Origin of the sequence: [Mycoplasma] gypis (assembly GCF_016924775.1) — a bacterium.
In the GTDB taxonomy this organism is placed as follows: Bacteria; Bacillota_I; Bacilli_A; order Mycoplasmatales; family Metamycoplasmataceae; genus Metamycoplasma; species Metamycoplasma gypis.
Genome location: NZ_JAFFTD010000004.1, coordinates 48,702 through 67,950 on the forward strand (window position 1 = coordinate 48,702; position 19,249 = coordinate 67,950).

Sequence of the window (19,249 nt, forward strand, 5' to 3'; positions counted from 1 at the left end):
TTAGTTAAACTATGCTTTTTTATTATTTTTAAGTATTTATATAGGGTCTATTTGCAAAACTTTTAATATTTTGTAAATGTTTTTGATAAAATTTTATTATTAATTTAAATATAAAAAAAGGAAAAAAATGTCAGAAGGTTCCCAGAGTTTAATTACTAATTTAGATTTAAACAGTAGTGTGCAAAATAATGCATTTCCTGATACAGTAGTTCAAATTATTTTATTTACTGTATTATTAATTTTATTGATATTATCAGCGATAATATCTGGTTCAGAAACTGCCTATACATCATTAAGTTTGGCAAAAATAAATAATTTAGTTGAAAAAAAAGTTAGAGGAGCAAAATTGATTCTCAAACATCACTCAAGATTCAATCAAACCTTGAGTACTATTTTACTTTTTAATAATATGGTAAACATTGCTTCTTCAACTTTAACGGCATATATTTTAGGGATTTGGTTAAGCAACAACAGCAATATTATTCCAATTATTTCAACATTGGTATTAACTCCTGTGCTTGTTATTTTTGGAGAGATATTACCTAAAATAGTTGCTAAAAATCATCCAATTGGTTATCTTAGAATTTTTGTTTATTTTATTCATTTTCTTTATATTATTTCTTATCCATTCACATTTTTTATATCTAAAATTGGTAAAAAAGTTTTAGTTACAAACTCAGAAGAAGAATTAAAATCAATTATTGATATAGCTAGTGATGAAGGTGTTCTTGAAACAAATGAATCTATGCTTACTCAAAAAGCTCTTGATTTAGATTCTACAAAAGTTTCAAGCCACTACATTCGTTTAAATGAAGTTATTACAATTAAGGCAAGTGCTTCTATTAATCAGGCTTTAGAAATATTTGATGAATATCAATATTCAAGATTGCCAATCGTAAAAAACAATGAATTAATTGGAATCGTTCACTTAAAAGATATTTTTAATAAAAAAACAGGAAAAGTTATTAATTATCTAAAAACAGTTCCAAATATTTCAATGAACATTTCATTATCTAGTGCACTGGAAAAAATGCGTCTTAATCGTGCTCAAATGGCATTTGTTACAAAAAATAATTCTTCAAATAAAGTACTCGGAATAATAACTATTGAAGATATTTTAGAAGAACTTGTAGGTGAAATTTACGATGAATATGATGATGAAGAAGATGTTTTCGAAATATCACTTCAACGTTCAAGAGCTAAATCATCAATAAATCTAAAAACATTATTTAAACAACTTGAAATTGATACGGAAAATATTAGCGAAGAAGAATTACAATTGAGTTTAGAAAAATGATTAGAACAGAAATTGGGGCATAATCTACACAAAAATGATCGTTTTGAATGAGATGAATATGTTTCATTTAAAGTTTTAGAAACAAAAAAAGGGAAATTACCCGCAATAATTGAAGTTAATATTTTATAAAACGCAAATCAACTGTTTTCTCAGTTCTGCGTTTTTTATTTTTTTCTTTGTCAAATGGTAAAAAAAGATAATTTAGTTATATAAAATAATTGAAATTTAAAATTACACATTTTTAGATTAAACGGCACAAAAAAACAACAACACAGTGTTGTTGTTTTAATATTAATTAGTTTGAAAATTATTTTTCTGATTCTTTTTTAGCTTTTGTTGTTTTTTTAGCTGGAGTTTTTGTTGCTTTTTCTTTAGCTTCTGATGATTCTTTTTTAGCTTTTGTTGTTTTTTTAGCAACTACTTCTTCGTCTTCAAAAACTGTTTTGTAATTTTTTGGATCGTTGTATTCAGCTAATTTAGCAATAATTTTTTTATTGATTAAAGGTAATTGAATTTGTTCTTTTGAAACTAATTTTTTAATTTCTTCAGCAGGCATGTTGTATAGTTTTGCGAATAATTCGTATTCTTTATCGTAATCGCTTTCTTCAACTGTAATGTTTTCTGCTTTAGCTACTGCTGTATATGTGAATGATACTTTAAGGTTTTTAACAACTTCTTCGTGGATTTCTTGTGCTAATTTTTCTTTTGTTGATTTAATAGCATCTATGTATTGTTCAACTGTAGCACCTTGTTGTTTTAATGAAGCTTCAAAACGTTTGTAGTATTCGTTCATTTCTTTTCTTACGATTTGTTGTGGTAATGGATATTCTGAAACAGCAACAATTTTATCCATGATGTCTCTTGCAAATTTATCTTTAGCTTGTTGAACTTTTTCACGATGTGTTAAATCTTTTAAGTATACTTTTAGTTCATCTAAGTTTGTGATGTTTGGCATTGATAATGATTTAATGAATTCTTCATTTAATTCAGGAAGATCTGGTCTTTTAACTTTGTTAATTTTTACTTTAAATGTAGCTTCTTTTCCACGTAAAGCTTCCATGTGATATTCTGCTGGGAAAGCAACGTTGAATTGACCTTCATCACCCTTTTTAAATTGTTTTAGTGAATCTTCAAATCCTGGGATAAATTGATTTGAACCAATAACGATGTCGAAACCTTGAGCTTCTCCACCATCAAATGCTTCACCATCAACAAATCCTTTAAAATCAAAGTTAACACTGTCACCATCTTTAATTTGATCTTCAACTTCAATACTTAGAGCGTGACGTGATAACATTTTTTGAATTTGAGCATCAATATCTTTATCTGTTACTTTAATTGAGTCTAATTTAACTCCTAAATCTTTGTATTCACCTAATTTAACTTCTGGTAAAACTGGGTATGAATATTCTAAAACAAGTTCATCAGCATCAGCCTTAACAATGTTTCATTCTGGAGCATCAATAACAAAATCTTTTTCAGTTATTTTTTCAGCTGCTAATTTTGCTAACTCGTTAACCATAACTTGTACAGCTTTAGCTTGTACTTGTCCGTCTGAAATGTATTTTTCAGCTTCCGAAGCAGGAACTTTCCCTTTTCTAAATCCTTTAACCTCTAAGTTAGCAAGCAAGTTTTTACGCGCTTTATCTTGTTCTTCTTTTCATTGTTTTGAATCAGCTGTAACTGTTACTAATAATTCAGATTTCTTTTTATCTAATTTTCTTTTAATCATATGTGTAAAACTCCTTTTTAATTTATAAAAATAGATAATAATATTATATATTAAAAATATTAATTTAGCACTTAAAGTGTTAAAGTGTTAAAAAAAGAGCATAAGCTCTTATTTTTTAAAAAATTCATAAAAGTCTAATTCGCTTTGATTTAAATCATCGACTGATTTTTTTCCCAATAAACATCAAGTAACATTCAAAACAAGACCTTGAAAGTTTTTTGTTTTTTCAAGGATAATATTGATTCAGTTTTCCACTAAAAATGTAGTAAAAACTTGGATTGCAATTTTTCCAGCACTTGGATCTTTTTCAAATTCTTCATTAATAACTTTTTTGATTGCAATAATATCTTTGTTTGACTCAAGATTGATTGTTTTTGATGGGTTAAAAGAAACACCTTTAAAAGTATAGTTGTAGTCAATATTTTTTTCATTTAGCATATTGTAGAATAAAACGGCCATTGATTGATGATTTTCATATAAATTAAAAAACTCTTGAATATCTTGTGCATGTTTGTCGATATCATCTTTTAGTTTTAACTGATTGAAAAAAATCATAAACCCATAATCCATTTGATCAGTTTTTAGAACTGAAAGGATTTGTTGTGTTGTTAATGAGGTTTTAAAATCAGGATGTATTAAACAATTACGAATAATATCGTGTTCTATTTCTCTTAATTCGGGGCGGTATCCAAAAATTTCAATATCACCAGCTGTTTGTTTTAATTTAAATAATGCTGCAATAGGATCTGAATCAATGTTTTCTTCAACAAATTGAATAATTTCTTTATATTTTTTTTCGTTTTTGTATGTCATATCTTAATTATATTTTTCTTTTTTTAAAAAAAGTCTCAATTTAGTCTCAATTTTTCCCATTATTCTTCTGATTTATTTTCATTTTCAGAAGAATTTTCACCAAATGAAGCAAGATAAGATTCTAAAAGATTTTTATCAGATGCAGGAGTTAATTTTTTACCTTCAACATCTTTTAAATTTCCATTAAAGCAGCGAATAATGTCAATTGAAGAAATTAATAATGCTCCCACAAGATAAAGAACTGAAATAACAATTCCTAAAATTGAACCTAAAACACTAACTCCTTCAGGTTTTACACTAACAAGTACGATCATAGCAATTAAGTTAATAACAGCAATGACACCAAAAAAAAGTCATGCAAAGCCAGTTTTTTTGTAGCCTAAGTAGAAAGAAGGAACACCTAATCCCTTAAAAATACTTAGTATTAGAAAAGTGTTAACATCACGTTTTGAAATATTTTGGTAAACTTCTAATATTTCTTCTTTTTTATACATATAACTCCTTAATGAATATATTATATAATTAAGAATACGCAAAGAAAGGAAAGAAATGTCAAAAATTGTCAACATACACGCAAGAGAAGTTCTTGATAGCCGTGGTAATCCAACTGTTGAAGTTGTGGTTGAATCTGAAAAAGGGTTCAAAGCAAGTGCTAAAGTACCTTCAGGAGCTTCAACAGGATCACGTGAAGCATTAGAATTACGTGACAAAGGAACAGAATTTGAAAACAATTGATTTGGTGGAAAAGGGGTAATGAGTGCAGTTAATAATGTAAATAATAAAATTGCAAAAGTATTAATTGGACAAGAAGTTACAAACCAAAGATTAATCGATAAAAAAATGTTAGATTTAGATGGAACTGAATTTAAATCTAACTTAGGAGCAAATGCAACCTTAGCGGTTTCTATTGCTGTAGCTAAATTAGCAGCACAAGAAAAAAACTTACCACTATACCGTTACTTAGGTGGAGTTAACTCACATAAACTTCCCCTACCGATGTTAAATGTTATTAATGGTGGTGAACATGCTTCAAATACTATCGATTTTCAAGAATTTATGATTATGCCAGTTGGAGCTAAAACCTTCCGTCAAGCTCTACAAATGGCAAACTTTGTATTCCATACATTAGCAAAACTATTAAAAAAAGCTGGACACGGAGTACAAGTTGGTGATGAAGGGGGATTTGCTCCTAATCTTCATACACATGAAGAAGCACTAGATTTCTTAGTTGGTGCTATTAAAGAAGCAGGATTTGAACCTGGTTTAGAAGGTCCTAAAGCAATAGCAATCGCAATGGATTGTGCTGCAAGTGAACTATATAATGAAGAAAAACAAAAATATGTTTTCAAAAAATTCCAAAAAGCAGTTGAAAACAAAATGAGTGGTTTTGAAAAATTTGCAGATCAAAAATCAGAATTTAGTAGTGATGAGTTAATCGATTACTATGAAAAATTAATTAATAAATATCCAATTATTTCAATTGAAGATTCACACTCAGAAAAAGACTGAGCAGGATTTGAAAAAATGGTTGCAAAATTTGGGAATAGACTACAAATTGTTGGTGATGATTTAGTTGTAACAAACCCAACATTTATTAAAAAAGCAATTCAAAACAACTCAATTAATGCCGTTTTAATTAAAATGAATCAAATTGGAACTATTTCAGAAACAATTGATGCAATTGAAATGGCCAATAAAGCATCTATGACTGCTGTTGTAAGTCATAGATCGGGTGAAACAGAAGACACAACTCTTGCTGATTTAGCTGTAGCATTCAATACTTGCCAAATTAAAACAGGATCATTATCAAGAACAGATCGGATTGCAAAATACAACCGTTTATTAGAAATTGAAGAAGAACTAGGTGAAGTTGCTGAATTCAAAGGAAAAGAATCATTCTTCAATCTTTATAAATAAAAAAATAAATTAAAAATCAGTCAAAAGACTGATTTTTTTTACTCCTTGTTAAAAATAACCTTATTTATTAGAATTTAATTTTTTTAATTCTGCTAAGATTAATTCTTCTGTTGTAGGAACAGGTGCTACTGGTGCTGGTTTAGGTTTTTTAGAATCTCTGTAGTTTTTAATTAAGTAAACAATTAAAAGTCCAAAGAAAATAAATCCTGTAACAATTAAGAAATTGATTAAAGCTCCAATGAATTTTCCATATAAAATTGCACCGTGTTTCATGTCGCTAAGATCTTTCATTTTATCTCCAACGGCATTTACGATAGCTCCCATGATAATATCGTTTGCTAAAGATGCTACTAAAGCTCCAAATACTGTACCAAGTAGTAGCCCGATAGCTAACATAAACATGTTTCCTTTTGCAACAACTTTCTTAGCGTCGTTTCATGATTTTTTAAACATGTTTAAAATTATACCACAATACAAAAATATAAAAAAAACAAAGTAAATAATTAAAAATTAGTTTTTTTTACAAAAATAATCACAATAATAAAAAAACACTGTTTAAAACAGTGAATTATATTTCCATGCTTGGGAAATCATTTGGAGTATTTGTTTTGTTTATTGAATTTTTAATTAATCAAAATTTTTCAATTTGTTTCATTGTTTGAAAAGAAAAGACAATAGCAACAATTCATACGATTCCTATAAATAAACCCAAAATAAATAATATTTTTGTATATGAAGCCTTTTTACTTGCTTCGTCAATTGAACTAAATAAGAAGAAATTTGTTTGATCTCCTGAAGACATTAAAATCATTTGTTCTTTTTCTAGTTGTTTATTAATTTCATTTAAGGTTTTACTAATAAAAACAACAAAGACAATGCTTAAAATAAACGAAATTATTATTATAGCAGATATAAATGAGGTGAAACTTATCACAGCTTTAGGTGTGCTATCTTTAAAATTATAACTAGCACCCTCATTGCTAACTTCTATTTTATCAACACCATTAACAAAATTTGCAATAATTACGCTATAACCAATGATTGTTGTAATAAATACAACAACAAAAAAGATAATATAACCTATTGTTCAATTTTTAAGTTTAGTTTTTAAATCTAAAAGTGTTTTTTCCATACCATTTCCTATTTTTTAATATTCATTAATAATTAAAATTATAAGATTTTTTTCAGAAAATTTGTGTTCTTTTATTCGAATTAAGGCGTGTTCTTGCATATATGGACACAAAATTTATAACTATAATTATGAACATTGAAATTCAAATGTATGGTGTCAAATCATAAAATGAACTATTTTCGTGGTGAGTCATGTAATAACCAAGCATTGAAGAACCAACGAAACCATAGTTTATAAAATTACGTACATGTTTTTCAATTTCGAAAAAAAGAAGAGTAATGAAAGGGATTTTAATCTTAGGCAAAATGTAATTATTAAAAATTTTTCAGTTTGAATTGGATTGTCTTTTAAGTGTTATTATGCTTTGTGTTTTAATCTTTTGAATATTTTCGTTTAGTTGTTTAGTTAAAACCAGTGATGAGTGTCAAGCAAAAATAAAGATAAAACCAGAAACTTCGTTTTTAAATACAATGTTAAAAACGTAAAATAAAGTTAAAGAAGGAATCACTCTGATAAAAGTCATTAAAATTCTTGTTACAACTCATCAATATTTAGAATTTGTTTTACTATTTGAAATTAAAAGATTGAAATAAGTAAAGACAATTGTAAAAAAGATTGAAATATAAATTAAACAAATTAACTCTAAAAGAATATAAAAAATATTTTTATTTTGACTAACAACTCCTCAGTTAGGATTGAATAATGGCTTAAACAGCTCATTGTTAGAAGTGTTTCGAAATTCAGGATTAGGAATTTTAACTAATAATCAAATAACAAAAATAAAGAAAATAATTCAAAGAAATATTTTTACAATAAAATATATTTTCTTTTTAACAACTGAATCTGAATTGCAAATCTTTGTGCTTAATTTAATTTTATTGGTGATAATATATAAAATTCACTCATTTGCAACGGTAAAAACAACAAAAAACATTAATGGAATAAGTAGTTGGTGCATATTAAAAATACTATTGCTTCCGTGATTTAGTAATTCACCAATACCTGAAATACCAAGGTAACCAAACACAGCTGTTCAACGCATATTTGTTTCAAATGAATACAAAGCATAAATAATAATATTATTAGAAATTTTAGGAATTATAAAACGAACAAAGACAAAAAATTTATTTTGATTTTGTCGCAACATTTTTTTTCAATATGTATTATCGAGATTTTCAATTGTTTCAGAGATAAATTTATGTAATCACAGTCACGTAAATCAACTGATTAATAATACTGAAGCAAGTTGCTTTTCGAATGAATTTACAAAAATGTAGATATAAAGTCATTCAGGGAAAGCACGAAAGAAAGTTAAAAGTATTTTAATAAAGAAAGATCAATACTTAGAATTGCTTTTATTATTTGAAATTGAAGCAGTAAAAATTGCAATTAATAATCCAAGTACTGTACCTAAAAAAGTAACTTTTATTGTTATTCACAAATATTTAATACTCAATATTCACAAGTTTTCATTAAGTAAGTCAGATGAAGAATAAGGACTAAAAAGATTTTTAATATTTTCTCATAAAACATTAAAACCAAAAGTATTAACACCAAAAGCACTAAATCATAAAGCAAAAATTAAAATAAAAAACAAAATTAAAAAAACCAACCTTTTTGTTCAAGGTTTATATTTTTTAGCAATAAGTTGATTATTTTTTGTTATTGTTCATGATCAAAAATTTGATTTTATATTAGTTTGTTCCATTAATTGCTTTTAAGTAAAAATCCTTTATTTCTTTTTCTTTTCCAATACTATCTTGATATCCATTAACACCAATTAAATATCCAAAGTCATCTTTTTGACTCATCATCACTGAAACAAGTAATTTAAGTTGATCTTTAGAAAGTGAATTATTTGCTATCAAGATATTAAATGAAATTGGGTCTGTCATTGTTAAAATTTCAGCTCTTTCACCATTAGGTCTTGAGAATAATTTTGAATTTCTATCTGAATGGTGATATGCATATTCGCCTTCTTCACCAAGGAAAATATGTTGTTTAAAGTTAAACATGTCTTTTGCGCTTTGACCTTTAACATAGGAAGCAAAAAGATCATTATTCTTTTCTTTTTCTTGTGCAAAAGAAGTAAATTTATTATCCACTTTGTTAAAATGTTTTTTAAACAAAATTTCAGGATAAACATATTTTGAGTTCGAATTAGAGTTTGAAGCAGTAACAATTCCGAAACTTTTGAATGTTTTTCAGTCTTTTTGTTGTCAAGCTTGTTTAATTTTTGAAATAGTATCATCGTCTCCAGCGATAAAAATTGCTCCACGATAATAATTTACTTGACGTGTTTTGTCATAAAAAGTATTGTATATTCCATATTTATATTGATATTCATCATCGCTTCATTGACTGAAAGGTTTTTTAGAAAAATCAATATTAATATCATTAACCATTTGTGCAAACGCTTCATCATCTTCGCCATAAAAAAGAGGAGTGTTATCATGCTTAGGAGCAAAAGTAGTTGTTTGTGCAACAGTTTGGATTTTGTCGATATTTAACTGACTTTGGTTAGCTTTTTGCATTAAAAAGACTGAAGTTGAAAAACCAATTTGAGCACGGTTTGCATAAACTGAATCAAAAACCGCACGATTATCTGAATTAAGAGAAGGTTTTATTTTTATATCTGGAGTATCCTTTAATTTTTCATTCTTTTGTTTAAGTTTATTGTACTCATTTTCAATGTTTTTAAAGAATGTAATCTTATTGATATCAAACCCCTTTTTTCAAGGAGTAGGCATAACCATATTAATTTCTTGTACTTGTTCATGTTGACATTGAGCAGCAACAAAAGGAATACAAGCTAAACTAAGTCCGATTGAAGGCAATAAAAGGGTTTTTAGTCTCATTTTTTCTCCTAAAATGCATTTTTTATCTTTATTTCTATCATTATTGTTTTTAAATTATAATTTAATAATGAGTAAATTAGAAAGGACTTTTATGCATATTTTTTCATCGGGTGAAATAATCGAGTGTAAGGTTGTAAGGATTTATCGTTCTTTTATTTTGTGTGAAACAAAAAGACGACAAATATGCAAACTAAATTTAAAAGATGTAAGCGATTTTTATATTCAAGATTTAAATGACATTTTTTGTGTCGGAGATTTTATTGATGTGCAAGTTTTAAATTATGATGTTGAGAAAAAAACTTACATTGTATCTTTTAAAAATATTCATCCACGCTATTTAAGAAATCCTTTTGAATTTAAATTTCAAAGTGATGCAAAATCATTTGAAAAACTTTTAAGTTTTTGTACAGGAGAATTAAAAAATGAACGAAAAAATTAAGTTAAATATTAAGAATGCTTTAAAAGATTCAATCTATTTGAATTATCGTGACATTGTTAAAGATATTAATTATAAAATCCAAAACAGAACTTGTGAAGGACAAGAATTTTTACCATTTTTAGATTTACAAGAAACAGCTAATAAATCGCATGATATTAAATATATCCAAAAATGATCAAAAGAACTTCAAAAAGACGTTGAAATTTTAGTTGTTATTGCTCCATATGGATTATGTTTACAATCTAAAGCAGCCATTGATTTTTATTTTGGTTCAGCATCTTATAACAATAATAAGAATATGGAAATTATCTATGTGGATCATATTCTTAGTGGTCGTGAATGCGAAATGATTACTGAGTATTTGGAAAATCGCCGTTTTGCAATTAATGTAATTTCTAAAAATGGAAATGATATTGAAGTTTTAGCCAACTTTAAAATTTTAAGAGCAATTCTTGAACAAAAACTCGGTTCAAAAAATGCATCTAATTATGTTTTTATAACAACAAATGCAAATCGTGGAAAATTAAATCAAATTGCCCAACAAAAAAATTATCGTATGTTTGTATTTTTAGATAGCATTGTAGAAGCTTATTCTTCACTTACAGCAGTAGGTTTATTTCCAATGGCTTGTGCAGGAATAGATATTGAAAAGGTATTAAAGGGAGCAAAAAAAGCATCAGAAATTTATTTAAAAGATGAGTTGTCAATTAATCATGCTTACTGTTATGCAGTTGCAAGATTTTCATTACAAAAAAATGGACTAAATCATGAAATATTTGTAAATTATGATGAAAGCACTGATTCACTTTCAAAATGATGACAATATATTTTTTCCGAATCTGATGGGAAACAAAAACGTTCTCTATATTTGGATACTGCTTCATTTTCAAAAGAAATCTCAACAAGATTACAATTTGTCCAAGATGGGTTTAACAATATTTTTCAAACTTTTATTTTTGTGGATAAACCATCGACAGACTTTATTGCCAATATTGTTGACGACGAATTAGAAGGATTGAGTTCGTTGGGAAGCACAACACAATATCAATTACAAAAAATGTCATACGATTCTATCGTTAAGACAAATCACAAAATTGGAAAGATTAGAAATATTGAAATTTTAGTGGAGGATGATCGCGAAGAGACTATTGGACACTGAATAGTATTTTTCCAAAATGCAAGTTTAATGAGCGCATTTCTACACGGATTAAATCCATTCCATAATAATTCTTATGATATTTATGATGCTCAAGTTTTAGACTATTTAAAAGGTAATGAATAATGCTTTTTGTCTTTGCTGAACTGCAAGAATGCCAAAACATACTGAAAATTTCTAATATTAAAGAAAGAATTATTTTGAACAAAGTTCAAGAAATTTACATTTGTGAATACGATAATGTACATTTCTTTATTGGAATAAGTGGAGTTGGAAAAGTGAATGCAGCAACTTTTTTAACTTATTTTCTTTCACATTATGAAGTAACAGATATTTTTAATATAGGAACTTCAGGTGCTCTTAATGGGCAATACAAGATTGGAGATATAGTTTCTGTAACTAAAGGAATTTATTGAGACGTAGATCTTAGTGTATTACCAGGTTATAAAAAAGGTCAACTACCAGGTTTAAATGATTACTTTTATGCGTTGAAAAAACCAGAAATTAACACTGATTTTAGTGATGCTAAAATTATTTGTGGAGATTCCTTTGCAACACTTTCAGCGCTTGAAAAAAATGAGTTTAAAGCTGATTTAGTCGATATGGAATCTGTTGCATTATTGCAAACTTTAGAACTTTTAAAAAAAGAAGTGGGATTTTATATCTTTAAGGTTATTTCTGATAATTTATTAAAAAAGAGCAATCAAGAAGATTATTCAGCAAGCACAAACTTATGTGCAGAAAGAATTGAACAGCTGTTTATAAAACTAATAAAAAACCAATAATAAGCATGTTTTCGTGCTTATTTTTTATATTTTTAGCTATGAAAAGTTATATAATTAATAACATATTATTTATGTTAAACAAATTAGTTAAAGGAGAAAAATGAGTACAAAATACAATGGACCAGTTGATGCTGAGTACGATTTAATCGTTATCGGTGCAGGTCCTGGTGGATATCTAGCGGCAGAAGAAGCTGGAAAACATGGATTAAAAACACTTATTGTTGAAAGACAATACTGAGGTGGAGTTTGTTTAAACGTTGGATGTATTCCAACTAAAGCATTACTACACGCAACAGAAGAATACAATAAAGTTGTTAAAAATTCACTAGCTTCATTAGGGGTAAACATTGATTTAAGTTCAGTTAAATTAGACTGAGAAAAAATGAATGCTCAAAAAACTGCTACAGTTAATAAATTAACTTCAGGTGTTAAAATGTTAATGAAAGGTAGCAAAGTTGATGCTATTGAAGCAGAAGCTGAATTTGTAGGAAGTCACGAAGTTAAAGTTGACGGAAAAGTATACCGTGGAAAATACATGATTTACGGTATGGGTTCACACTCAAGAAGACTTTCATTGCCAGGATTTGAAGAAGGATATAAATCAGGTAAAGTTGTTACTTCAACAGGATTAATTAACTTCAACAGAGTTCCTGAAAGCCTAGTTATTATCGGTGGAGGAGTTATTGGTGTTGAATTTGCGCAAGTATTTTCAGCAGTTGGTACAAAAGTAACAATTATTCAAAACTTAGATAGAATTCTATTCAATTTAGACAAAGATGTTACTGATGAAGTTACAAAACGTCTAAAAATGAACGGTGTTGAATTCTTATTCAACTCAACAACTAAAGCTCTAGAAGGAGATGAAGTTGTTTATGAACAAGATGGACAAGAATTAAGAGTTAAAGCCGATGTTGTTCTAAGCGCTATCGGACGTGTTCCAAACACAATGAAATTAGAAGCAACAGGCGTTGAATTAGGACAAAGACAAGAAATTAAAGTTAACTCAAAATGCGAAACAAACGTTGAAAATGTTTATGCAATCGGAGACATTACAAACCAAAATATGTTAGCTCACGTTGCTTACAAACATGCAGTTATCGCAGTTTATGACATCTTAAGAAAAGAAGGAAAAGTTGAATTAGATATTCACTACAATCCTTTAACAGTTCCAGGATGTATTTACACAGATCCAGAAGTTGCATCAGTAGGATTAACTGAAAATGCTGCTAAAGACAAAGGATTAAACTATATGGCAGCTAAATACAGCTTCGGATTCGTTGGAAAAGCTATTGCTGCACACCGTGACTATGGATTTGCAAAACTAATCGTTAATAAAGAAGATGGTAAATTATTAGGTGCTGAATTAGTTGGAGCTAACTCAACAGACATGATTTCAGAAATTGCTATGGCAATGGATCACAACATGACTGTATTCGACGTTGCAAACGTAATTCACCCACACCCAACATTCTCAGAAATTATTTGAGAAACAGCTCGTCAAGCAGTTCACAAATTAGGAAAATAATTGAATATAAAAAGGTGCTCGTGCACCTTTTTTATTTATAAAGATTGATTTAATAATCAGTAATAATATGTATTTAAAACACACTTTTACTCATTTTTGAGGTTTTTTAATTATTGTAGTTATCATATCTTAACTGAACCGAGCAGCAGCTTTAACATAAATTAAGCATTAGTGCAAGAACTGTTTTATTACTGCAAAAATTGCTTAAGGAATTGGGCAATTATATTAAACTTTCTCACGGAAATTTAGGTAATAAAAATTCTTTAAAATATGATAAAAAGATTTTTTTGGGCATAATGAATCTTTATAAAGAAAATAATAAACGAATATTTGAAAATAAAGACCCTACTTTTCAAAAAATGTCACTTTCAATTTTTAAAAAATTTTGCATAAAAGAAGAGTATGTGAATATTCCTTATACTACTTTATTAAAAATATTTGTTGAAATGGGCTTTTTTAACTCTTTTTTTAAAAAGAATGCGAAGAATTGCAAAAAGAAACCTGAACAAACAAGAAAATAAAGAATTGGACGAACAAATTATTAAATATTTTGAAAGTATAGATAAAAACATTAAAATCCAAAAGAAAAGAATCGAAAGAAGTTGTGAAGGTTTGAATACTAGAGATTTTAGTCAAATAATTGAGGTTGATGCTTTTTTTGACAGTTTCTTTGGACCTAAAAAAGCGTGATTTATCACGCCGTGAACAGTCTTACAGGCACTATTTTGAGTGTGTTTGTCAGCAATGATGAAATCGCACAAGGCTATCTTACGTTACTAAAAAACCTTTTCTAATCTGTCTGATTATTCCAATTAATTTATTCAGATAAAAGAAGAATGTTTTTTGGCAAAAAAACACCATAACACATCTTTCTGAGGTTTTGAAAGAAAGAGGTGTTCAAGTCATTTCTTTTTCTAATCACACTCACAAACCGAGTGTTGAAATGTCTTTTTTAACTGTTCAAATGTTTTATCCATCACTTTTTAAACCTTGAAACATTAATTCTATCGAAGACTTTAACAAAAGAAGAGATGAAATAATTCAAGAATATAATTCTTACTACGGAAAGAACTGAAAAACAAAAATCAATGTTTTTAGACAAATTGAACCAAAATTTATCATAAAGGGTTAAGAATTTCAAGCTTAAATTCCAGGTAATAAACAATTGAATCAATTAGAAGTTTTCGTTATTTATACTGATCTAGATATAAGCAACAAATATGCATTCAATGTTTTGAAAATCATTAATAAGTCTCATAGCATAAACAAATTACTTTTTGAAAAATTAGCAAAAAGAAAAGCCTCACTAAGTGAAGCTAAGTATAATGATTTGTTTATTTTTATAAGTGAGTTAAAGTAAATGACCAAATTCTTCGATAAAATTTAATTATACAAAGGTTTTTGTTCAATAACTTTGAGAAACTATTAAATCGTACTTTTTAAAAAAACTCATCATTGATTTTTTTAGCATTTCTTCAGCTAGTGCTAAATATTTTTGTATATTTTTTTCTAATGATCTTATTACAAAATCCTTTAAGTATTTTTCAAATGATTCTTTTGTTGTAATCACATTAAATAACAACGGAACAAGAATGTAGCTGTCTTCTAAAACATCGAGATTAAATTTAAATAATTCTCTTGCTTCGACATTTGCAATTTCTTATAAATTATCTTTTTTTTGTTTATTCTTTTGAAAATTTTGAAATTACTGTTAAACAGTGTTGGTTTAGATAAAATATCAAAAAAACGTTAATTATAATGATTTTTACCATGAATTTATTATTTTTTATAGTTTGTGTATATAAATTTATATCTTGAATAATTAACTTTATTTAAAATACAAAAAAAGTTGGCAATAAGCCAACTTATATAATCGAAAAAAGTTTTTATTATTGTTCGATGTAGAAAATTTCTTCTCCAACAGTAATTTCTTGTCCTGCTGAGATTAGAACTTTAGCGATTTTTCCTGTAACTGGTGCAGGAATTTCAGCTGTCATTTTATCTGTTTCTACTGAGAATAGGTTGTCACCTTCTTTAACCATATCTCCTTCCTTAACGAAAACTTCAGATACTGTTCCTTCGTGTAATCCTTCTCCGATATCTGTAAATTGCATTTTAAACATAATTATAATTCTCCTAATACTTCTGGTTTTTCTAATAATTCTTTAACTCTTCAGTTAAATCTTCCCATATCTCCACCATCTACTCAACGGTGATCAGCTGCGATTGTTAAGAATAATGATTTACCTTTAGAAATTTCTTTATTTCTAACAATAACATCATCAATAATAGCCCCTGTTGCTAAGATAGCAATTTCAGGGTAGTTCATGATAGGTGTTCCATATAGAGCACCAACTGTTCCTACGTTTGTAATTGTAAAGCAAGCACCTTGCATATCTGACATTTTTAATTTTCTATCTCTAGCTAACCCTGCTAAACGAATAATTTCGTTTTGAATTTCAACGATGCTTAGTTTTTCAGCGTTTTTAATGACTGGAACAACTAGTCCGAAAGGTGTATCAACAGCAATACCAATGTTTAATTCACCTGGGAATTTAACAACTCCATTTTCTTCATCAATTTTAGCTGAAAACATTCTTTCTTCTGATAAAGCGATTGTAACAGCTTTAACAATAAATGATAAGAAAGTTAGTTTTGTTCCTGTGCGTTGTGCAACTTCATCTTTAACAGCTGCACGGTAGTTTCATAAGTCTGTAGCATCAACTTTAGTTACTAGTGAACTATATGCCACATGGTCCATTGCATTTTTTAAGTTTTTAGCAATAGCTTTACGGATAGGAGCTAATTTTTCTTCTTTAGCTTCTAAAGGTTGTACTTTAACAATTTCTTGGCTCATTATTTTTGTTCTTCTTTCTTTTGTTTTCTTTCTAAAATAGCTCTTTCACGTGGTGTAAGTTCTGCATTTGCAGAGCAAGCACTTTTTTCGCATTTTTTAGTTTTTTTAGATGCGAATTGTGAAAAATCTAATAGGTCATTTGAAACAGATAGTTGCCCAACAACTGCTGGAGCTCCTTCTTCTTCAACTGCAGGTTTTTTTATGTCTTCTGCCATAATAAAGCCTCCTTTTTGATTTTTGATTTCTTTAATTTTAAACCATCATCAAGTTTATCTCAATGATAAATAATATATATGTAATATTATAAAGCAAAAGAAAAAACCCAACAAAAAAAGTTGGATTTTTTTATAAAAAATAGGTATTTATTAGATTTTTTATTAAGCTTCTAATAATTCTTGAATTTTGTCAGCAATTTTTTCTTTATCAACCATGAATTGTGGTTCTAGAGCTGGTAAAGGAATTGTAACGTCTGGTCCAGCTAGACGAACTGGTTTGTATGTTAAGTAGTCAAATGCTTCTTGAGTTACACGTGTAACAACTTCTGAAGCAACTGAGAATGATTGAACAGATTCTGAAACAACAAGTAGTTTTCCTGTTTTCTTAACTGATTCAACGATTGTTTTTGTGTCTAATGGTTTTAAAGTTCTTAAGTCGATTAATTCAACTGAAGCTTCAACACCCTTTTCACGTAGTTCTTTAAGAGCAGCAACTGTTTCGTGAACCATGTGTCCGTATGTTACAACTGTTAAGTCTTCACCTGGAATAACAACGTTAGCTTTTCCAATTTCAACTTTGTAGTATCCTGCTGGAATTTCTTGTTTGAATGCACGGTAGTCACGTTTGTGTTCTAAGAATACAACTGGATCTGGGTGTTCGATTGCAGCAATCATTAGTCCTTTTGTATCATATGGTGTAGATGGCATAACTACTGTTAGACCTGGGATGTGTGAGTAGATAGCTTCGATTGATTCTGAGTGGTGTTCTAGAGCTTTAACTCCTCCTCCACAAGGCATTCTGAATACGGCTGGTACATGGTATTTTCCACGTGTTCTGTTTCTCATACGAGCAGCATTTGTACAGATTTGTGCTAATGCGTAGAATGAGAATCCTGAGAATTGCATTTCAACAACTGGTTTTAGACCTGCAATAGCAGCTCCAATAGCTGATCCAGCGATAGCTGATTCTGAAATTGGTGAGTCTCAAACTCTATCTTCACCAAAAGCTTTTTGTAGACCTTCTGTAGCACGGAAAACTCCACCTTCAAATCCTGAGTCTTCTCCGTATAATACAACTGATTTATCTTTTTCCATCATTACATGTAGGGCGTCATTTAAAGCACCAATGTTATTAACTGAAATTAATTTTTTGTCTTCCATAATTTAACCTTTTAAAATATTTAAACAATTGTTAAACAATTATTTAGCGTATTTTTTCCCTTCTTCTTTTTGTTGTAATAATTCTTCAGGTAATTCAGCGTATGTGTGTTTGAAGATATCTTCGTATCCTTCTTTTGATAGGTCTGCTGTTGATTCTTCGTAAGCTGCTTTAGCTTCTGCTAATGCATCGTCTCACATTTTTTCTTTTTCTTCAGCTGTTAAATAACCATTGTCGAATAGGTATTTTTCAATACGGTGCATTGGTTCTCATTTTTCGTGTTCTTTTTCTTCTTCTGCTGAACGGTAGATACGTGGGTTATCTGATGTTGTATGTTGTCCTTGACGTCATGTAACGAATTCAACTAATGCTGGTCCGTTTCCTTGTCTGATGTATTCAGCAACTTCTTTAGCAACTTCGTATGAAGCTAGTAAATCGTTTCCATCAACACGTAGACCTGGCATTCCGTATGAAAATGCTCTTTGTGATAGTGTGTCAACGATGTAGCTGTTTCTTTCAGGAACTGAAATAGCTCATTGGTTGTTTGCGATTGAGAAGAACACTGGTAGGTGACGAACAGCTGCTAAGTTTAGCCCTTCGTGGAATTCACCTTCGTTTGTTCCACCATTTCCGATTGTAGTGAATGCAATCACATCTTTTTTACCTTGTTGTTTTAGTGCGTAAGCAACTCCGGCTGCCATTGAGATTTGTGATGCAATAACAACTTGCATTGGTAATGAATTAACATCGTCAGCGAAACGTGAACCTTGTTCTGTTCCTCTTCAGTAGTTAAACATATCTTTCATTTTTACACCGTGTGATAATAATGTTGCTAAAACACGGTAGTGAGGAACGAATCAGTCTGATTTTTTCATAACAGCACCTAATGCTGATAAGAAAGCTTCTTCTCCTAAGTTTGGAGCAAATGTTCCTAAACGTCCTGTTTTTTGTAATTGTAATGCATAAGTATCTCATTGACGAGATTTAACCATGAAATTATACATTGATAATAATTCTTCTTTAGAAGCTGATGGTTTGTAGCTTTTATCGATTAAGTTTCCATCGATGTCTAATAGACGAATCATTTCGTTTTTATCTGACATAACTTTGCCAGCTTTAATATATTTGAAACTCATTTACTTTTCCTTTCATTTCTTTTGCAAATAATGCAATTAAATTATAAAATAAAAAAAATAAAAAAAATTTTTATTCTTGAAAAAATACAAAAAATTGTTAATAAATACAAAAAACTTATTTTTTTGGTACTTACACAATAAAAATAGCGAAATATAATAATTATAAAAAATATATAGATTTGATATATAACGTAATAATGAAATTTAAGAAAAAAATTAAAATTTACA

At 28.5% G+C, this 19,249-nt stretch carries 21 protein-coding genes and 1 pseudogene; 9 read left to right on the top strand and 13 right to left on the bottom strand.

Annotated elements, in window-relative coordinates; all coding sequences use genetic code 4:
• Positions 1–127: 127 nt before the first annotated feature.
• Positions 128–1,426 carry a hemolysin family protein gene (locus JV175_RS03150; protein WP_205499530.1) on the top strand — a complete coding sequence of 433 codons (1,299 nt, stop codon included), beginning with the start codon at positions 128–130 and terminating at the stop codon, positions 1,424–1,426.
• Positions 1,427–1,604: 178 nt separating this feature from the next.
• On the opposite strand, the gene tig is transcribed toward JV175_RS03150, so the two are convergent.
• The 3 genes from tig to JV175_RS03165 form a co-directional block, all read right to left on the bottom strand.
• Entirely contained in the window at positions 1,605–3,029 is a 1,425-nt protein-coding gene (gene tig / locus JV175_RS03155) for a trigger factor (protein ID WP_205499531.1), read from the bottom strand.
• Positions 3,030–3,137: 108 nt separating this feature from the next.
• Positions 3,138–3,842: a hypothetical protein gene (locus tag JV175_RS03160; RefSeq protein ID WP_205499532.1), complete on the bottom strand. Its 705-nt coding sequence runs from the start codon at positions 3,840–3,842 to the stop codon at positions 3,138–3,140.
• Between the two features lie 59 nt (positions 3,843–3,901).
• Positions 3,902–4,336 carry a TM2 domain-containing protein gene (locus tag JV175_RS03165; RefSeq protein ID WP_205499533.1) on the bottom strand — a complete coding sequence of 145 codons (435 nt, stop codon included), beginning with the start codon at positions 4,334–4,336 and terminating at the stop codon, positions 3,902–3,904.
• Between the two features lie 55 nt (positions 4,337–4,391).
• On the opposite strand from JV175_RS03165, the gene eno reads away from it, so the two are divergent.
• Positions 4,392–5,759, top strand: coding sequence for a phosphopyruvate hydratase (gene eno, locus JV175_RS03170; RefSeq protein ID WP_205499534.1), 1,368 nt, complete (start codon positions 4,392–4,394; stop codon positions 5,757–5,759).
• A gap of 60 nt (positions 5,760–5,819) precedes the next feature.
• Here the strand turns inward: eno and JV175_RS03175 are convergent, their stop codons facing one another.
• From JV175_RS03175 to cypl, 4 genes are all read right to left on the bottom strand, one after another.
• Positions 5,820–6,212 carry a large conductance mechanosensitive channel protein MscL gene (locus JV175_RS03175; RefSeq protein ID WP_205499535.1) on the bottom strand — a complete coding sequence of 131 codons (393 nt, stop codon included), beginning with the start codon at positions 6,210–6,212 and terminating at the stop codon, positions 5,820–5,822.
• A 115-nt stretch (positions 6,213–6,327) separates the two neighbouring features.
• Positions 6,328–6,891 (bottom strand): hypothetical protein, encoded by a 564-nt coding sequence (locus JV175_RS03180; RefSeq protein WP_205499536.1) that lies wholly within the window; start codon positions 6,889–6,891, stop codon positions 6,328–6,330.
• 25 nt (positions 6,892–6,916) lie between these two features.
• Positions 6,917–8,599 carry an ABC transporter permease subunit gene (locus JV175_RS03185; RefSeq protein ID WP_205499537.1) on the bottom strand — a complete coding sequence of 561 codons (1,683 nt, stop codon included), beginning with the start codon at positions 8,597–8,599 and terminating at the stop codon, positions 6,917–6,919.
• Positions 8,586–9,749, bottom strand: a complete 1,164-nt coding sequence (gene cypl / locus JV175_RS03190) for an ABC transporter thiamine pyrophosphate-binding lipoprotein p37/Cypl (protein ID WP_205499538.1) — start codon at positions 9,747–9,749, stop codon at positions 8,586–8,588. The genes JV175_RS03185 and cypl overlap by 14 nt, the downstream gene beginning before the upstream one ends.
• 67 nt (positions 9,750–9,816) lie before the next feature.
• Between cypl and JV175_RS03195 the strand changes: the two genes are divergently transcribed.
• The 7 genes from JV175_RS03195 (at position 9,817) to JV175_RS03225 (ending at position 15,014) form a co-directional block, all read left to right on the top strand.
• Positions 9,817–10,188 carry a hypothetical protein gene (locus tag JV175_RS03195; RefSeq protein WP_205499539.1) on the top strand — a complete coding sequence of 124 codons (372 nt, stop codon included), beginning with the start codon at positions 9,817–9,819 and terminating at the stop codon, positions 10,186–10,188.
• A complete protein-coding gene (locus JV175_RS03200) occupies positions 10,172–11,470 on the top strand; it encodes a phosphoglucose isomerase-related protein (protein WP_205499540.1) in 1,299 nt (432 codons plus the stop codon). The genes JV175_RS03195 and JV175_RS03200 overlap by 17 nt, the downstream gene beginning before the upstream one ends.
• Positions 11,470–12,129, top strand: coding sequence for a 5'-methylthioadenosine/S-adenosylhomocysteine nucleosidase family protein (locus tag JV175_RS03205; RefSeq protein ID WP_205499541.1), 660 nt, complete (start codon positions 11,470–11,472; stop codon positions 12,127–12,129). The genes JV175_RS03200 and JV175_RS03205 overlap by 1 nt, the downstream gene beginning before the upstream one ends.
• Before the next feature lie 100 nt (positions 12,130–12,229).
• Positions 12,230–13,654 (top strand): dihydrolipoyl dehydrogenase, encoded by a 1,425-nt coding sequence (lpdA, locus tag JV175_RS03210; protein ID WP_205499542.1) that lies wholly within the window; start codon positions 12,230–12,232, stop codon positions 13,652–13,654.
• A gap of 477 nt (positions 13,655–14,131) precedes the next feature.
• Positions 14,132–14,434, top strand: a complete 303-nt coding sequence (locus JV175_RS03215; protein WP_205499543.1) for a hypothetical protein — start codon at positions 14,132–14,134, stop codon at positions 14,432–14,434.
• 163 nt (positions 14,435–14,597) lie between these two features.
• On the top strand, positions 14,598–14,786 hold the full coding sequence (locus JV175_RS03220) for a hypothetical protein (protein ID WP_205499544.1): 189 nt from the start codon (positions 14,598–14,600) through the stop codon (positions 14,784–14,786).
• Between the two features lie 33 nt (positions 14,787–14,819).
• On the top strand, positions 14,820–15,014 hold the full coding sequence (locus JV175_RS03225) for a hypothetical protein (RefSeq protein WP_205499545.1): 195 nt from the start codon (positions 14,820–14,822) through the stop codon (positions 15,012–15,014).
• A 27-nt stretch (positions 15,015–15,041) separates the two neighbouring features.
• Here JV175_RS03225 and JV175_RS03230 read toward each other — a convergent pair whose 3' ends face one another.
• The 6 genes and pseudogenes from JV175_RS03230 to pdhA form a co-directional block, all read right to left on the bottom strand.
• Positions 15,042–15,224: a hypothetical protein gene (locus JV175_RS03230; RefSeq protein WP_205499546.1), complete on the bottom strand. Its 183-nt coding sequence runs from the start codon at positions 15,222–15,224 to the stop codon at positions 15,042–15,044.
• A gap of 325 nt (positions 15,225–15,549) precedes the next feature.
• Positions 15,550–15,777: pseudogene (locus JV175_RS03235) on the bottom strand (biotin/lipoyl-containing protein); the annotation flags it as partial.
• Positions 15,778–15,779: 2 nt separating this feature from the next.
• Entirely contained in the window at positions 15,780–16,511 is a 732-nt protein-coding gene (locus JV175_RS03240) for a 2-oxo acid dehydrogenase subunit E2 (RefSeq protein WP_205499548.1), read from the bottom strand.
• A complete protein-coding gene (locus JV175_RS03245) occupies positions 16,511–16,726 on the bottom strand; it encodes a hypothetical protein (protein ID WP_240337678.1) in 216 nt (71 codons plus the stop codon). The genes JV175_RS03240 and JV175_RS03245 overlap by 1 nt, the downstream gene beginning before the upstream one ends.
• 162 nt (positions 16,727–16,888) lie before the next feature.
• Positions 16,889–17,887: an alpha-ketoacid dehydrogenase subunit beta gene (locus tag JV175_RS04210; RefSeq protein ID WP_205499549.1), complete on the bottom strand. Its 999-nt coding sequence runs from the start codon at positions 17,885–17,887 to the stop codon at positions 16,889–16,891.
• 39 nt (positions 17,888–17,926) lie between these two features.
• Positions 17,927–19,021, bottom strand: coding sequence for a pyruvate dehydrogenase (acetyl-transferring) E1 component subunit alpha (gene pdhA, locus JV175_RS03255; protein ID WP_205499550.1), 1,095 nt, complete (start codon positions 19,019–19,021; stop codon positions 17,927–17,929).
• Between the last annotated feature and the right edge of the window lie 228 nt (positions 19,022–19,249).